At 56.5% G+C, this 16712-nt stretch carries 14 protein-coding genes; 5 read left to right on the top strand and 9 right to left on the bottom strand.

The window, feature by feature from the left end:
- Nucleotides 1–20: 20 nt before the first annotated feature.
- Both AC5ZG1_RS38215 and AC5ZG1_RS38210 read left to right on the top strand, forming a co-directional pair.
- On the top strand, nt 21–674 hold the full coding sequence (locus AC5ZG1_RS38215) for an acyltransferase (RefSeq protein WP_496135973.1): 654 nt from the start codon (nt 21–23) through the stop codon (nt 672–674).
- Nucleotides 675–1985, top strand: coding sequence for a hypothetical protein (locus AC5ZG1_RS38210; RefSeq protein WP_496135972.1), 1311 nt, complete (start codon nt 675–677; stop codon nt 1983–1985).
- A 52-nt stretch (nt 1986–2037) separates the two neighbouring features.
- Here AC5ZG1_RS38210 and AC5ZG1_RS38205 read toward each other — a convergent pair whose 3' ends face one another.
- From AC5ZG1_RS38205 to AC5ZG1_RS38175, 7 genes are all read right to left on the bottom strand, one after another.
- Nucleotides 2038–3420, bottom strand: a complete 1383-nt coding sequence (locus AC5ZG1_RS38205; protein ID WP_496135993.1) for a glycosyl hydrolase family 28-related protein — start codon at nt 3418–3420, stop codon at nt 2038–2040.
- 72 nt (nt 3421–3492) lie between these two features.
- Nucleotides 3493–4131, bottom strand: coding sequence for a glycosyltransferase family 4 protein (locus tag AC5ZG1_RS38200; protein ID WP_496135971.1), 639 nt, complete (start codon nt 4129–4131; stop codon nt 3493–3495).
- 531 nt (nt 4132–4662) lie between these two features.
- The gene (locus AC5ZG1_RS38195; RefSeq protein ID WP_496135970.1) at nt 4663–5385 is read right to left on the bottom strand and encodes an FkbM family methyltransferase; all 723 of its coding nucleotides are present in this window, start codon (nt 5383–5385) and stop codon (nt 4663–4665) included.
- Between the two features lie 42 nt (nt 5386–5427).
- Nucleotides 5428–6156, bottom strand: a complete 729-nt coding sequence (locus AC5ZG1_RS38190; protein WP_496135969.1) for a class I SAM-dependent methyltransferase — start codon at nt 6154–6156, stop codon at nt 5428–5430.
- The gene (locus tag AC5ZG1_RS38185) at nt 6134–7618 is read right to left on the bottom strand and encodes an oligosaccharide flippase family protein (protein ID WP_496135968.1); all 1485 of its coding nucleotides are present in this window, start codon (nt 7616–7618) and stop codon (nt 6134–6136) included. The genes AC5ZG1_RS38190 and AC5ZG1_RS38185 overlap by 23 nt, the downstream gene beginning before the upstream one ends.
- 63 nt (nt 7619–7681) lie before the next feature.
- Nucleotides 7682–7933: a sugar transferase gene (locus AC5ZG1_RS38180; RefSeq protein WP_496135967.1), complete on the bottom strand. Its 252-nt coding sequence runs from the start codon at nt 7931–7933 to the stop codon at nt 7682–7684.
- A gap of 14 nt (nt 7934–7947) precedes the next feature.
- The gene (locus AC5ZG1_RS38175; protein WP_496135966.1) at nt 7948–9315 is read right to left on the bottom strand and encodes an undecaprenyl-phosphate glucose phosphotransferase; all 1368 of its coding nucleotides are present in this window, start codon (nt 9313–9315) and stop codon (nt 7948–7950) included.
- Nucleotides 9316–9631: 316 nt separating this feature from the next.
- Between AC5ZG1_RS38175 and AC5ZG1_RS38170 the strand changes: the two genes are divergently transcribed.
- The 3 genes from AC5ZG1_RS38170 to AC5ZG1_RS38160 all read left to right on the top strand — a co-directional run bounded on the left by AC5ZG1_RS38170 (nt 9632) and on the right by AC5ZG1_RS38160 (nt 13801).
- Nucleotides 9632–10723: an ABC transporter substrate-binding protein gene (locus tag AC5ZG1_RS38170; RefSeq protein WP_496135965.1), complete on the top strand. Its 1092-nt coding sequence runs from the start codon at nt 9632–9634 to the stop codon at nt 10721–10723.
- A 715-nt stretch (nt 10724–11438) separates the two neighbouring features.
- On the top strand, nt 11439–12416 hold the full coding sequence (locus AC5ZG1_RS38165) for a GDP-L-fucose synthase family protein (RefSeq protein ID WP_496135992.1): 978 nt from the start codon (nt 11439–11441) through the stop codon (nt 12414–12416).
- Nucleotides 12417–12481: 65 nt separating this feature from the next.
- A complete protein-coding gene (locus tag AC5ZG1_RS38160) occupies nt 12482–13801 on the top strand; it encodes a WcaI family glycosyltransferase (RefSeq protein ID WP_456642940.1) in 1320 nt (439 codons plus the stop codon).
- Between the two features lie 73 nt (nt 13802–13874).
- On the opposite strand, the gene gmd is transcribed toward AC5ZG1_RS38160, so the two are convergent.
- Together gmd and galE are read right to left on the bottom strand one after the other, a co-directional pair.
- Nucleotides 13875–14966 carry a GDP-mannose 4,6-dehydratase gene (gmd, locus tag AC5ZG1_RS38155; protein ID WP_028168355.1) on the bottom strand — a complete coding sequence of 364 codons (1092 nt, stop codon included), beginning with the start codon at nt 14964–14966 and terminating at the stop codon, nt 13875–13877.
- Nucleotides 14967–15226: 260 nt separating this feature from the next.
- On the bottom strand, nt 15227–16231 hold the full coding sequence (gene galE, locus AC5ZG1_RS38150; RefSeq protein WP_496135964.1) for a UDP-glucose 4-epimerase GalE: 1005 nt from the start codon (nt 16229–16231) through the stop codon (nt 15227–15229).
- Nucleotides 16232–16712 lie beyond the last annotated feature (481 nt).

Genomic DNA, 16712 nt, shown 5'->3' with positions numbered 1-16712 from the left:
GGATGGACGTGGGTGGGGGCATGCGACTACTTGTGCAAGTATTGGCTTGGCTGCTTCCATGGCGCTTACGGCGTCTCATCCTTGTTCATGTCCTTGGTTATGAAATTAGTCCCACGGCGCGCGTCGGCTTTTCGTTGATCGGCGCGAACCGTGTTTTCATCGGTGATCAGGCTAGAATTGGTCACGCAACTCTAGTCAAAAGTCTATCCGAGTTTCGCATCGGAAATTCCGTCGTCATTGGTAACTTCAACATTATTGGAGGCTGCCATGGAACGAAGCTGTATCCTCACTCCCAACAGAACTGCGTCTTTGTCATGGAAGACGGCGCAGCCCTAACGCACGAACATCGAATCGACTGCGCCAATCGCGTAACCATCGGCGCGTTTTCAACGATAGCGGGACGAGGTTCGCAAATCTGGACGCACGGAATCGATCCGCGCGAGTCTAAGCAACTGACGGCCGAAGTAAGTGTCGGGAAGTTTGTTCTTGTTAGCACCCGAGTAATAATCTTGAGGGGCTCAATTTTGGAGGACAAGTGCATCGTTGCCGCCGGAGCTGTAGTAAACGGCTTAGTGAACTCGTTGACGTTGGTTGGCGGGATGCCGGCACGAACAATAAGAACCCTCAGCGGCTCCGAGAAGTATTTTACTAGAGCGACGCCGGAGGTCGAGTAGATGTCAACGGACTTTCCGCTGCTGCTAATCATCTCGATCATCTTGGCCGGGATGATTTGCTTCTTGGCAACAAGATGGGTTTCGCGGTCTCCACGAAATCGATATTGGCCGCTCGACATTTATCTACTCAACTGTGCTTTCTTCCTGTTGCTGGATTTTCAGTTCTTGTTTGGTTCCCAGTACAAGAGCTTTCGAATTGGCGAGCAGACGTTGAATTGTAGCGATTCAATGTTGGCCAATATGCAGATCGGCAATTTGATTGTGTTCTGCATGTATGCTGGTCTGATGGAATTGTTCATCAGCCGGAAGTCGAGTGCTTTCGTCTTGCAAGAAGATGGACGAGACCAACGGGCAGCGATTGCTTTGTTCTTGACCATCGCTGCTCCAATCTGCGGGTATCTTATTTGGCAAGTTCGCGAGATTGGTTTCTCGACGTTTCTGGAAACGGTTGGTGCCCGTCAATACAAGAATGATGCAGCCTTCGTGATCTTGAATGCTTCTCCGTTTGTGTTGGTCGCGTCTCTCTATGTGATATTTAAATCAAAATCATTGTGGGCGAGCTTAGGAGCGGTGTTTGTATTTGCTATCGTAGCGGTACTGTCGGGAGGGCGCGGCAATATCGTTTCGGCGTTCTTACTGTTTGTTTGTGCGCTACTTGCCAGGGGAAGGGCACCAAATCCGATTCGGATGTTTGTGTTTGGTCTGGTGCCGTTGGTTCTTTTTCTGCAGGTGTACACGGCTTATGTGCGATATGCAGGATTCCAAGGTCGGGCTGGCCAGGACGTCTGGTTCGAATCAGTTGTTGAATCTGAAAGCTTTGCCATTTGGAAAAGTGTGTATGCCGTCGCGGAAACTGGCTTTGAACTGCCCTATCCATTCTATGGATTGACGGCTTCGTTCTTTTTTCCTGTTCCCCGATCACTTGCTCCGTTTAAGCCGGAACCGCCAAGCTCCGCGTTCACCAAAGTCATGAGTCCTGTCCGTTTCGAGAACACGGGGTCTGAAATTACGCTGTCCGGACCAGGAATGCTGATGGCCGAATTTGGTCCCGCTTTCGGTGCGCTTGTTTTTGGCTTGGTTGTTGCCTCGATCTCCGCATTTCAATACCGGCTCTCAATGAGCCCGGCGCGGCAGATAGAAGCTTATGTTGTATATTTCTATGTCTTCGCGTTTTGGAGATCTGACATGTTCACGGCGTCCCGCATTCTGTGGACTTTCCTAATTGGAACTGCGATGTTTCTTTTGCTGAGGATTTTTGTTCTTCCACGTAGATCTTCCGCGCCGCGCCTTCTGCGCAGGCACGGTTTCTAGCGCATTCATGGTTGGTCTGAGGAGGACAAAAAGGCGCAAGTTAGAAGCATTGCTAACGTGCCGCTCTGTTTCGCAGAAGTTGGATCGAATGGGGCTGAGAACTTCTATTCTCGACCGTGGCCGGAATTGCACTGTCACGTATCGTACAACTGCTGGCTTGATCGAGGATGCTAAGTGAAGTGCCTGTCAGTTCGCACTCACTAATTACATTGCGCTGACCGCCAAGTCTGGCAGCTACTCCGCGCGTTAGCCCGCGAATGCTTACCTTATCAACTTCGTTGTCGGTAACGAGTCCCGTGTTTCGGGATTCGAAGACGATACCGGCCTGTGCTGCGGAGCTCGAAAACGAGACATTTCGAATCGAATTATGTGACACTGTTGCTGCACCAGTGTCGAAGGATACGATTGCTCCACGTGCTCCTTCGCAGGAAATGTTGCCGTTCTCGATTGAGCAATGCGAAGATGGTCCAAGCCTCACAACTGCGCCGGTCTTGCTGAATAACTTCGCGTCGATCGAGAAGTTCATGATCCTGCAGTTTCTTGACGATTCTTGTATGGCTACGATCTGGTGATTGGGTGTAGGCGGATCATTTGTCATCCGAGCGGTAAGATTATCGACGACCACGTTCAGTGAATTACAAGATAGTTCTACAGCGAATCGATCAAACTTTGCGTTGATGTTGGTCCAGCGGCAGTCCTGAAAGAGATTTCCGTATACGCCCGCACGGGCTTCAATCCAAAGCTGGCTAAACTCACATCCCCGTGCGGCACTATCACCTATCCAAAAACCGTACGATCGTATAGCCAAATTTCGAACGGCAGAATCAATGGATACGAAGCAGCGGCTTGGTGGTCCGATTGGACGCCAGTCAGTCTGATCATCGGCTGGAGCCATGACCGCGGTTGCTTCGAGTTCTAGACTTCGATCGAGATAAACGCGGTCGTGCTCGATTTCTACGATCAGGCAAATGATTGTTATAGTAGAAATCGAAACATCGGCTCTGGTGAGATCAAAATCGGCCGATCGAACGAAAACCGTCTGACCTTTCGAATAGCGACCAGAGCGATTGTCTACAAAAACGACTGCATTATTGTGCTTATCTAGGGTGATCGGATCGAATGCGATGTCGTTCAGAAATTGAGGATGGTAGTTTCCGGGGAGAATAACCGCCTGATCCATGAATGTCAGGCTATGCTCCCTGTCGTTAAAAAGTAGACTTGCGGGACCTTCCCCCACTAGGGCCACCCGGGACTTCAGGAGTAGGGGTCTAGTCAGCCGCCAATACTCGCCCTTAACTCGATCCCTAGCTGGGATTCGGATAGTGCCACCTCTGATCGATACTGTATCAATAGCACTCTGAATGGCATTCGTGTCATCGTGACGACCGTTGCCAACGGCTCCAAATTTTCGCACGTCGGTTGGGGACTCTCCCATCAAGGACGAACTGAAGGATAGGAGGCCTCCGGCTGCGAGCAGTTGTCGGCGATTAATCAAGTAAGGCACTCGTCAAGCTGATTCGAAAAGCTGAATAACGGTGTTCCATTGCGCTTGTGAGCGACTTCTGAGGCCGAGAAAGTGCTCCCGGGTTGCGCTTCTAGTCCTGTCGAACGCGTGATCGCTAGCAAAGAAGCGGCTAAGAACAGCTATGACATCGTCCAATTCATCGGCTTCGATTAGGCTGCTTGGGCTGTTCGCAAGCAAATCAGCAATACATCCACGGCATGACGATATCACGGGGATACCCGCCGCCATCGCTTCCAGAAGCACAAAGGGCTCTGCTTCATTCTTGTATCGTGTTGGAAAGACGAAAACGTCAATGTTGGAGTAGAAATCCTCCTTCGCGGCGCCGTACACTGGTCCGACGTAGTCAATTGGCAAGCCCTGGTTCTTGGCGGAGTTGTAAAGCTCGCGGCAATGGTCATCGCCCCATGGACCCGCCACAAGAGCCTTGATAGGTAACCCTCTCGAAACCGCAGCACGAACAATTGCTATGAAGCGGTCGAAGCCTTTTTCAAGAGTGATGTTGCTGAGAAAGCCCAAAGTAGTCGGAGTTCCAGCCTTTGCTACGATAGCGGGTGCTGGATCAAGGAGGGAAAGATTCGACAACACAACAAAACGACGGACAGTAGAGTACCGTTCTGTCAATCGCTTCCCCATTTCGTCACAAAGCACTAGATGGACAGACGTTGAGCCAGCCGCAAGAGTGACTAACGCAGTTAGGAATGAGTATCGGTTTATGTACGCGAAACTGTGATGATGTATTATTATTGGCAGGCGCCGTAGCCTAGCTACCATAATAACGACTAGGTCGAGCGCCTGTCTTATTCCTCCCGAAAGTCCCAGATAGCAAACAGTGCGGCAAGATCTTCTTCCAGGTGTCAGAAGCAGGTAGAGACCCCACACGATGCGTTTGAGATAGTCTCGAGCACGAGACAGGCGCGATGAACCCCGACCAGGAGCTAGGTCAACCTTCACAGCTTCAAAACCTTGATGCTTAAGGGCTTGCTCCATTCTCGAATTGGCGAGTGAGAACCCATGCAACGGCGGTGGGAAGGGGCCGAACATGAGGACCCGTCGCCTCCGCGCGTTAAGCTGCGAAGGCGTCGCCTGCTCCAAAGAGAGACTATTGCTGTTATCTTGAATCAACCGGATAGCTTTCGTCACTATGCGCTGGGTCTAGCGGGCGCTATCGGGAGATCGACTAAATAGAAAGTCGGCTTGAATTGGGCTGCTGCGAACGTGCTGATTGAAGACGCCTCGAAGATGAAAACCTCTATTGAGCAGGTAAGATATAATCTCGCTTGCAAGAGCTTGGCCCTTGTACATTTCCTTGTAGGAGCATTCGACATATATCTCATCGAAGGACGGTAAGAGTGCGCTGCATCCCTCAAGGACCTTCATCTCGAAACCCTGAACATCCAACTTTAGGAGGGCGGGGGAATGAATATCCTGAGCGGAGAGTACGCTGTCCAGCGGTTGTATCTTCACAATTTGATGGTCGGAAACAGTGGTCCCAAATATCGACCGCTGGTTTTCGGTCGGCTCTAAGAGCGAGGAAGAATCGTCTTCGCTCGTTATGAACATCTCGCGCTCAGCGTGTTCTGCCCCGATTGCCACATTGTGCAATCTGGTCAAACGATCTTCTGAAAAGATCTGCCGAAAGACCTTTGCACACGACCCTATAGGCTCGAAGCTCTGAATTTGCGCAGTGGGAAACAATTGTCGCATCAGAAGTGCGAACTGGCCTCGGTTCGCTCCTATGTCAACTATGGTTGCGTACTTCGAGCTCGCGAACACTTTGCGGTGCTCGATACTCGCTGCCACTCCATGCGCGAGGGCTTTTCTGCCCGAAGAGCTGGTGAGGGCACTAACAAGCTTGGCGGCGCGTAGAACGATCATCGAATACTCCGGAAGGCTCCTCTAGAGTGACTTGGGAAGCTGCTAGTAGAACGCGGCACCTGAAAGTCTCCCGTGCGCGAAGATTCTTTGCTGCTTTGCAGCCATTATCTGTCCGATCTGACACCTGATACCTCGCGCATTGATCGCTTTCTCAAGGTGTTGGCAGAGAATATCTTCCCCGGGGCGTTCCGCATCGTCTACGACGATCAGAAAGCCGTCCGCGCTTAGCAATGGAACTAGCTGCAAGGCGGCAAACCTCGCGTATCTAACATCCCTTCGGCCTGCCGGCGGGCCGTCTACAATTAAGAGGTCAATGCCGCTTGGCGGTGCTGCTCCAGTAAGATTGTAACCTTTGAATGCGTAGGGGCCGAGGGTCTGTTCCTCCAGCGCAACCAATCGCACCTCGTGCTTTACTTTTGCTTGCACGGCATCGCGCCAAAAGGGGTCGCTTTCGATCGTAAGAATGTTCGTATTCGTGCTCTGTGCGGATGAAACTTGATCGAGCAGTAGAGTAGATTGCCCGGCTCCTAGCTCCACAATTTGTTGAAATGGGAACTCTCGCAGAGCACGCAGCAAAGCGTAAAGCAAACCATAATTGGCTGCAGCGCCTACCGCGTAGTAGTTATTTGCCAAACCGAGCGAACGGATATCGCGGTCAAATATGGCTTGATACACTGCTTCTTGGGAGGGGTTTATGCCAGTTCGAGCGGATATCCTGAGGCTTGTGTTTGCTAGAAGGGAAAGCGCTTTACTTACCAAATTGATTGCCATCAGTAAGTTTCCCTTCTCGCCCGATGAGTGAATGCAGGAGGGTTCGCGATTCTGGGATTGCCAGGGTTGTCGAACTCCATGCTATCAATAGCACGGCCACGGTGACAGAAAGACGCGTGATCTCATTCTCGACACCTACATGATCCAACAATAACATCGATATGGATGTCATCGAGACCGTACAGACTGCAACGATGATCCCAGGAACGGCTGCCCTCAGTTGATCTGAGACTGACATGGGTCCCTTTCTCGCGGTCAACCAGACGATGATGGGAGCAGCCGCCAGCAGTGTTGCGGCGGAAAATCCTGCGGCTGCCGCGGTAGGACCTAGCAAACCCCCTAATACCGCGCCCCCGCCGCGGATAAATAGCTCAGCTACGCTCCATATCCTTAGTTCGCGAACTCTTCCTTGGCTTGTCATGAATTGCCCGAACGGCGCTATGAATCCCAATGCGAGAAACGCGGGGGAGAACCAACTAAGTATGCCAGCAACCTCGATCCAGGGCGGTCCGAGCAGAATGAAAATGAGGTCGTGAGAGATAAGCGGTAGCGTCAGTCCGACCGAGAAAAAGATCAGGCCAGACAAGGTCAGGATGTTACTGTATTCCCGCCTCACCAGAGTGTTGCTTTGCGCAATTCTGCAGAGGAGAGGGAATTGAACTTGAAGGTAAGGGCCAAGGAGGAATGAGTTCGGAAGAGAGTATAACGACTGAGCGCGGGAGAAGAGGCCGGCCGCCGTGCTTCCACTCCAAAAACCCAAGAACGCTCCGGCGACGTTATTCGATAGGAAGTTTAAGGCCGAAAAAGTAGCGACATTGGCTCCAAAGCCCACGAGTTGCAGGTGGTGCCTCAAATGCACTCTTAGCCGGGGGAACCAGCCGCCAAGGGCTACATAACTAACGGATGTAAATGCCGCTTGGATCGCGCTGCCTATCACGAGCGAGAACGCGTTTCTATACAGGTATGCTAAGACTGCGGTGCTGATCCAACCAATCAACAGTCCGCCCACTTCAGAAACAAAGATGGACCGGAAATGTAATTCTCGTCGCAGAACTGCTGCGTGTTGAGCGCTGAGGCCCAATAGCAGAAAACTGATAGCTCCGATCGCGAGGATAGGAGTCAGGCGAGGTTCTCGGTAAACATGCGCGATCGGTCCGGCGCAGATTAGGAAGACCATTACGAGAAGAACGGTACCGAAGGCGTTGAACCAAAAGAGAGCATCGCGTTGATCGTCTTCCAGTCTAGGTAGCTGTATAGCAGTGGATGGCAGGCCAAAATCTCGAAAAACAGAAAAAAGAGTGGAAAAAAATAGAGCTATCGCAATCAAGCCAAACTCGCCTGGTTCGATCAGCCGAGAAAGCACGGCAATTTGGCTAACGTTAAGAAGAAAAGAAATCACTCGCTGTGCGAATACAAGGCGAGTTGCTGACCGAGCTCGGCCTTTATATTCAGTAGGATTCATTGAGTGTGCTCGCGATTCTAAGATCGTCGCCGACCGAAGAAGATCGCTTGTTGCGGCCTGATATCAGTATGCCCTTGGTCTAAGGGTGAGAAGCGCGGTTCGTGCTAAGATTGAGACGTCCAGTCTCAAGCTCCAATTATTGATATACCACAAGTCCAACTCCGCCCGCTTTTCCATCATCCCCACCGTCCTCGTCTCGCCCCGATACCCAGGCTTCACGGGGTGACGGAAGGCGTGATTGCTACTTTGCATGGGGTTGTTTTCGACATTTTGATTGGACGGTCGCGAAAGCGCCCGGTTCGGACCTAGTCCCATCCCGCTTTAGCTCGTTAGTGGGCTGTCGGCCGTGTAAAAGTAACCATTAGCGTCCCCAGCAGGATCCGCAGATCCAACCACACCGTCCAATTATTGATGTACCACAGATCATACTCCACCCGCTTTTCCATCAGCTCCACCGTCCTCGTCTCGCCCCGATAGCCGTTCACCTGGGCCCAGCCTGTAATGCCCGGCTTGACGTGGTGGCGGAAGGCGTAGTTGCCGATGATTTGCTCGTATTCGGAGTTGTGGGCGGCGGCGTGGGGGCGGGGGCCGACCAGGGACATGTCGCCCTTCAGCACGTTGAAGAGCTGCGGCAGCTCGTCGATCGAGGTCCTCCGCAGCCATTTGCCGATCGGCGTCACGCGCGGGTCGTTCTTGGTCGCCTGGCGGATCGTCGGGCCGTCCTCCAGCACGCGCATGGTGCGGAATTTGAAGATGCGGAAGGCCCGGCCGCCGAAGCCGTTGCGGGTCTGGCGGAAGAACACCGGCCCACGCGAGGTGCATTTGATCAAGAGCGCGGTGAACAGCATGATCGGCGCGAATACGATCAAGGCGAGCGAGGCGCCGATCAGGTCGAGCGCGCGCTTGACCGCGCGCTCCTTCCAGCTCAAGGGCGCCCGGCGCAGCTCCGCCGTCCAGGCGCTGCCGCTGTGCACCTGCGGGTATTTCAGGAAGCGCGAGACGTTGGCGTCGGGCACCAGGTGCACCGGGATCGGCAGGATCTTCAGCCCGTCCAACAGGCTGTCGATCGCGTGCTGGCGGCTCCAGTTCATCAGCAGGAATACATGCTCGATCCGCTCTTCGCGCGCGTAGGCGACGAGTTCGTCGAAGCGCGGGCCGATCGAGGACATCAGAAGCGGCGAGGCCAGCTCGCTGGTGCGGATCTCGAACACGCGCATCAGCCGGTAGCCGTGCTGGCACAATTCCAGCATCGCCGCCGAGGTCGCCTGCAGCCCCTGCTCGGCGATCACGACCACGCGGCTGTTGGCGAACGCGCCTTCGCGCAGCGCCCGCCGTGTCCAGCGCGCCGCCACCGTCTTCCAGAGCGACAGCGCGATCAGCCCGACCAGATAGAACGAGATCGTCGTGCCGCGGGAAAACTCCTCGCTCACCTTCATCGTGAAGGCGATCGCCAGCAGCGCGGCAAATACGCCGGTCCAGGTCGTCAGCGTGATCCGAAGCTGCCGCGGCAGGTCGGTGATCGCCGTCAGCTCATAGCCCTTCTGCACCGTGACGAGCAGGCCGAAATTGATCGCCACCATCAGGCTGGCAGCGGCGTAGATGTCGGTCTTGCCGAGCGTCGATTGCATGAAAAGGTGATATGCTACCGTGCAGCCGACGCCGCAGACGAAGATCAACAGCCCATCCGCCAGCGTCACCAGCCATTCCACCAGTGCCGGCCGCAGCCAGCTCCGCCCGGACCATTCCGGGAGCTGGCCGTTAACTTGTGCAGGCTGGAGAGGTGGGCCCCCCGTGGGTAAGGAGGCCGGACGCGTCGCCAATATCGTCATAAAAATTATCCGCCAGCCAAAACAAAATTGATGAAAATACTTGCTCAGCCGGGCCTCAGCGTATCAATCCAAACGTGAACGAAAACAAGGGATACCGAACGGTAACCTTACTCAATATGCTGGCATTGTATCCCATTTGCATCTCACCCCTGCGCGCGTTGCGAAAATCTCGCGGAGTCTCCCATTGAGCAGGACGTCCAGGCGCCCGCGCAAGGCCGCGCGACGCAGATATCGCCGGGCCTGGCTGGCGGTCGCCGCGCTCGTCATCCTCAGTGTCGCCTATCTGGCGTTCAAGCGCGACGACATTGCTCCTGCGCGCACCACAACGCCTGCGCGCAATGAGACAACGATCTTCCTCGACGGCCGTTTCGGTGCGCGCTTCGCCGGCGAGATGCTTGCCAAGCAGCAGGGATTGTTCGCCCAGGACGGTCATACGATCACGGTCGCGGAGAAAGCCACCGCGGATTTTGTCGAGATGGTCGCACGCGAGCATGCCATCGGTGTGACAACCGGGCAGAAGTTCCTGCTGGCGGCCTGGCGCGGCGTGCCCGTCACGGCATTCGCCGCCAGCTTCCTCGACACCTCCGTCGTGATCCTCACCCTCGAGAGCTCCGGGCTGCGGCGTCCCGCCGACCTCATCGGCAAGCGGGTCGGTGTCCTCAGGGGAGGCGAGGGCGAGGTGATTTTCGACGCCATGATGGCGCAGCTCGGCCTGCCGCGCAGCCAGATCACCAAGGTCGCTGACCGCGACAATCTGGAGGCTCTGCGCGCAGGCGAGGTCGATGCTGTCATCACCGACATCGGCGCGCGGCCGCTGCCCTCCGACGCCGCCATGCCCCGCCTCAACATCATCAGGCCGCAGGAATATGCCATCCACGTGCCGGGCCAGGTCTATTTTGCCAGCTCCGATCTCGTCCACGATCGCCCCTCCATCGTCGGCCAGGCCCTGCGCGCCATCATCCGCGGTTGGCAGCTCGCCTATGGTGACTATGCACGCAGCGTGCCGCTGATCGTGGGATTCGATCCCGCCCGCCTGCGGGCGGAGCGCGTGACCTTCGACCTTCAGCAGCAGCGCGATCTCGTCTCGCCGACAGGGATGCGAATCGCGGAATATGACGAAAGCCGCTGGCGAACGCTGCGTGACATTTTGATGTTCGCAAAGCTGGGGGAGGAGACGGTACCGCTGTCGCAAGCGGTAAATTACGGCTTCGTCCGCGACGTCTACCGCCGGTCGCCCGATCTCGAAGGCCCCGGGGCGTGGCCCGGCAACCCCTGAGCACCGCAACCGATGCCGATAAACCACAGCCGCGCGCAGATCGTCGTGGTCAAGTTGCGCTCGCTGCGTGGCGTTGATAAAGCTAATGCCATTGGGGCTTTATTTTCGCGATTTCTCGCTTCCCCGTCACTGCCAGCAACGGCGGGGCTTTGGGATGCGCTGTTGGGGCTAGGGGGTTTTGATGCTCAAGACATTCGCTGGGGTTATTGGGTTGACGTTTGGCGTTGCCGTGATGGCAAGTTCGGCCACGGCCGCCGTTCAGATGCCGGCAACGGCAGCCATGCTTCGAGCAGACACTGGCGTGCAGGCCGTCACCTTCTGGGGGCAACCTTATCCTTACGGCTACGTGCCGTGGCGTCGTTGTCCACGCGTCCGCATTGAAACGCCGTACGGATGGTATTGGGATCGTGTCTGCGTTGCTCCCGGCACAACAGTCCTTCGGCGCGCGTACTAAATCACCGCACGAAGCTGCTTCACCGGCGCGATAGCTAAATCGCTGCTGCCTTCTTGCGCCGTGTGTTGCCACAAGTTTGTGCGGCTCTCTGCATTCACCATGAACTATGGTGAGGTTGGGCGTGGGGCTGTCTAATGGTGAAGCTTGTGTTAGCAAGTTCGCGCGCTTGGGGCTGCAAGCGCGCAGCGTGTGTTGGGCTTTTTTTGAAATGAGTTTTGATTGTCTGTTTTTCCGCGCGGGGCACGCGGAAGGGGGCGCATGATGGCGCCCTTTCATTACGATCTTGCAGATAAACGAATCTTTGTCGCAGGACACCGAGGTATGGTCGGCTCAGCGATCGTACGTCGGCTCTCAACCGAGAATTGCACGGTCCTGACAGCGGACCGAAGCGCGCTCGATCTGGCCAAGGAAGAGACGACGCTTCGCTGGTTTGAGGCAAACCGGCCTGATGTCGTGGTGCATGCCGCCGCGAAAGTCGGCGGCATCGGCGCCAACAACAATTTCCCGGTCGACTTTCTCTGCGACAACCTCTCGGTCGAATTGAACGTGGTGCGTGCGAGTCACGCGGTCGGGGTTCAGCGCCTGTTGTTTTTGGGGTCGTCCTGCATCTATCCCAAGCACGCAGCGCAGCCGATCAGAGAGGACCAACTGCTGGCGGGCCCGCTTGAGCCTACCAATGAGTGGTACGCGATCGCCAAGATCGCCGGCCTCAAGATGTGCCAAGCCTATCGCCGTCAATACGGCGATGATTTCATCTCGGCCATGCCGACCAATCTCTATGGCAAGGGCGACAATTATCATCCGGATCACAGCCACGTTCCGGCGGCGCTGATCCGCCGCTTTCATGAAGCCAAGCTCGCGGGAGCGCCGACGGTTACCGTGTGGGGCACCGGCACGCCGCTCCGCGAATTCCTCAACGTCGATGATCTGGCGGATGCCTGCGCCTTCCTTCTGAAGCGATATTCGCAGGACATGCCGATCAATGTCGGCAGCGGGGACGAACTCTCGATCGCCGATTTCGCGGCTCTGGTCGCCGAGGTCGTCGGCTATCAGGGCAAATTCGTCTTCGACGTCAGCAAGCCCAACGGCACCCCGCGCAAGCTGCTTGATAGCTCGCGTATCCGCGAACTCGGTTGGCGCCCGCAGATTTCGATGCGTGCCGGCCTCGCCGCGGCCTACGCCGATTTTCTCCGCGGATACGGCCGCAATCTCGCGCTTAGTCCCAGTACTTCAAACTGAACGGGAGTGCAGTATCTCGTCTAAAAACTAAGAAACTTAACATCTTTGATTTTGGTCTGCATTTAATGCGCATACTTCTGGTGGGCATCAACTACGCGCCCGATCTTGTCGGTGTCGCGAAATACAACACTGAGCTCTGCGAAAGTCTCGTGGCCGAAGGCCACGACGTCCGAGTGATCACCGCACCGCCTTATTATCCAGCGTGGCGAATTCCTCGGGGCTTCAGATCCTGGTATTTCCGGTCGAGAAAGCTGAATGGCGTGCAGGTGATCCGTACGCCAATCTACGTGCCTGCTCGTCCGTCGGGGGCCAAGCGGCTCGTTCACCATGCGTCTTTTGCATTGGCGAGTGCGATCCCTCTGGTGCGGACGGCGCTCTCGTGGCGACCCGACATCATGCTTTCGGTGGCGCCGTCGCTGACATCAGCGGCCCTCGTCGCCGCCGCCGCGCGCCTGACCGGGGCGAAATCCTGGCTTCATGTGCAGGACTTTGAGGTGGACGCGGCCTTTGATCTCGGTCTTTTGCAGAACCAAAGGCTCCGTCGGCTGATGCTGCGCGCGGAAGCGAGAATCCTGAAATCCTTCGACCGCGTCTCCACAATCTCACCGCAGATGTTGCGACGTCTCAAAGAGAAGGGAATTCCGCAGGAGAAGGTGAGGGAGGTCCGAAACTGGATCGACACCGGCGCAATCACTCCGGGCCCCGCAACGGTCAATTTCCGGACTGAGCTCGAGATTGGAGAAGACGACGTCGTCGCCCTCTACTCGGGAACGATGTCGAATAAGCAGGGACTCGACCTCGTCGTGGAGGCGGCTTCTGTTCTCGAACAAAGTCACCCCAACGTTCATTTCATTCTCGCCGGCGAGGGGCCTCACAAGCCGAGACTCCTGGAGATGTCACAGGGGCGCGGCAACATCCATTTTCTCGGCGTGCAGCCCAACGATCGTTTTGCCGCGTTGATGGCGAGCGCCGATATTCACCTGATTCCGCAGCGGGCAGAGGCGGCAGATCTGGTGCTGCCTTCCAAGCTCGGAGCCATCTTCTCTTCCGGGCGCCCGGTCGTCGCCATGGCGGGATCGGGTACCGGGCTGGCCGATGAAGTGGAAGGCGCCGGTTTGGTCGTCCCGCCGGGTGATGCGAATGCGCTGGCGGAGGCTGTCCGAACGCTCGGCGAAGATGAGCCGCTTCGAAATGTCCTGGGCAAGCAGGGCAGGACGCGCGCGCTTGAACGTTGGAACAGGGAGAGCATCATCTATCAGTGGCTGAGGGAGATGCTCTCCATCGATGATGATGGCGCCAGGCCGCACAGCAGCGGTGGGACGCAGCTCCAGCCGGAAGCGCTGTTGCTTCCCGTCAAGGAGCAGGTGCGTCTGACGGGCAAATAAGCTGGTCAAGCGCTCGAGCGGTTGGATGACCAATGCGCTCGAGCAATCGCCGCAAGCGGATCCCGCTCTGCGGCTATTCGTGCCGCGCGTAGTAGCGGAAGCCGTGCTGCTTGATCAGTTCGTCCCGCTTGGCGGATTCAAGATCTTCCTGCATCATTTCCTTGACCAGCGCCTCGAACGAGGTCTTCGGCTCCCAGCCGAGCTTGTGCTTTGCCTTGGAGGGATCGCCGAGCAGGGTCGCGACTTCCGACGGCCGGAAATAGCGGGGGTCCACCGAAACGATGCATTTGCCGGTCGCCTCGTCATAACCTTTCTCGTGAACGCCGCTGCCTTCCCATCGGACCTTGATTCCGATCTCGGCCGCGGCGTGGTTGACGAAATCCCTCACTGAATACTGCTTGCCGGTGGCGATCACGAAGTCATCCGGCTTGTCCTGCTGCAGCATCATCCACTGCATCTCGACATAGTCGCGCGCGTGACCCCAGTCGCGTAGCGCGTCCATGTTGCCGAGGTAGAGGCGGTCCTGCAGCCCGAGATGGATCCGCGCCAGCGCCCGCGTGATCTTGCGCGTCACGAATGTCTCGCCGCGGACCGGGGACTCGTGATTGAACAGGATGCCGTTGCAGGCGTACATTCCATACGCTTCACGGTAGTTGACCGTGATCCAGTACGCATAGAGCTTGGCGACGGCGTAGGGCGAGCGGGGGTAAAAGGGCGTCGTCTCCTTCTGCGGGATTTCCTGCACAAGCCCGTACAATTCCGAAGTCGAGGCCTGGTAGAAGCGTGTCTTGTTCTCCAGGCCGACAATGCGGATGGCCTCGAGCAGGCGCAGCGTGCCCAGCGCGTCGGAATTTGCGGTGTATTCGGGTTCCTCGAATGAAACGGCGACATGGCTCTGCGCTGCGAGATTGTAGATCTCGTCCGGCTGGACCTGGCCGACGATACGGACCAGACTGGAAGAGTCCGTGAGGTCGCCATAATGCAAACGGAATGGCGGATTGGCCTCGTGGGGATCGAGATAAATGTGGTCAATTCGATCGGTGTTGAAAAGCGAAGCCCGGCGCTTGATGCCGTGGACCTCGTATCCTTTTTCCAGGAGCAGTTCTGCCAGATAGGCACCGTCCTGACCGGTAACGCCGGTGATTAAAGCTCGTTTCTTCGTCATGGATAAGCCCCCGCACTGAAATTTCAGCCCGCTTCATAACGCAATAATTCTGCCAGAACAGATATTCTGGCAGAATTATTGCGCGATCGGCCAACAGGATTAATCGTGAAGGTATGCCCCTTAGTAAAAATAGCACGCGATAAGGCGCTCTGCCTCAAAAGGCGGCGCTGCGCGCAATGAGAATCCGCAACCATGTTTGATCATGGCCTGCGCGCGGGACGGGATATCACCGTGCGCAGCGGCGTCTTCAATCGTCACGATCAGCAATATCCATTGGGGTTGTTGCTCTGCCAGCGCCAATGATCCGCGCACATCGTCTCGAGCGATCTGGCCGCTTTCCATCCTATCAGTTGGGACGCGGTTTCCGTGGCGGCGTAGTAGGCATCGATGTCACCCGCCCGACGCGGCTTGATGTCATATGGGATGGGCCGGCCACTCGCTTTTTCGAAGGCGCGAACGACTTCGAGCACGCTGCTGCCGGTACCCGTTCCGAGATTGACCGAAAAGCATTTCGGACTGTCCAACGCCTTCAGCGCAGACAGGTGTCCGAGCGCGAGGTCCATGACATGGATATAGTCGCGAACGCCTGTTCCATCAGGCGTGTCGTAGTCGGCGCCCCATATGTTCAATCGCTCGCGTCGTCCGATTGCAACCTGAGCCACGAAGGGGACCAGATTATTGGGGACGCCGCGGGGATCCTCGCCGATCAATCCGCTCTCGTGCGCCCCGACTGGATTGAAGTAGCGCAATATGGCGATCCCCCAGCTTGGGTCGCTGACATATTGGTCGCGGAGCATGTCCTCGATGATGAGCTTGGTCCGCCCATAGGGGTTCACGGGATTGAGGGGATGGTCTTCGGTATAGGGCAGAAATTTCGGGGTGCCGTAGACCGTGGCCGATGAGCTGAACACGATGTTCTTGACGCCCGACCGCTGCATCGCGCGCAGCAGCCGGTGAGATCCGATAACGTTCTGATCGTAATATTCGAGCGGCTGCGCAACGGAATCCTGAACGGATTTCAGACCGGCAAAATGCATGACGGCCGTGCAGTTGTATTGCGTCAGCACCTGCTCGATCGCGCGTTCGTCGCGAATGTCGCCTTCAACGGCAATCAGCGCTTTGCCGCAAATCTGCTGGACGCGCTGCAGGGCAATCGGACTGCTGTTGGAGAAATTGTCGAATACGACGACATCTTCGCCCGCAGCCAGCAAGGCCACGCAAGCATGCGAGCCGATATAGCCGGCCCCGCCGGTCACAAGGATCATCGTCATTCTCCGCTAGATTGGGTCCTCAAGGAGCGTTGGCGCAAAGAGTCTCTACAATCTAGAGCTGTTGAAAGCAAAGGTGCGATGCGAGGGGTAGACAGCGGGATAGAGGCCGGCATGTCAAGATCGATCGGAAAGAATTTCGCTCGGTCATCGAGGACGTTGCCGGGCGCCTTCCCGATGGATGGCGGCCGACTGCGGAGCGGCCGCGTAAGTCGTCACTCCACTGTCATCGCCCGCGAACGCGGACGATCCAGTATTCCAGAGAGGTTCGTCTTCGATTGAGACGCCGCGGAGTACTGGATGCCCGCATGCGCGAGGCATGACGACGGTGGGCATGGCGAACAGCTCAATCAGATCTTCTGATTGTACTCGCCGACCTCCGGATGCGTGCGCAGCACGCGATCCACGGTCTCGAACATGTCGCGCATGCGCTGCTCGCTGACCGGGCTTTCGACCACCACCACGAGCTCCGGCTTGT

This window comes from Bradyrhizobium sp. Leo78, from assembly GCF_059512425.1.
This window is presented reverse-complemented; position numbering and strand designations above follow the sequence as displayed.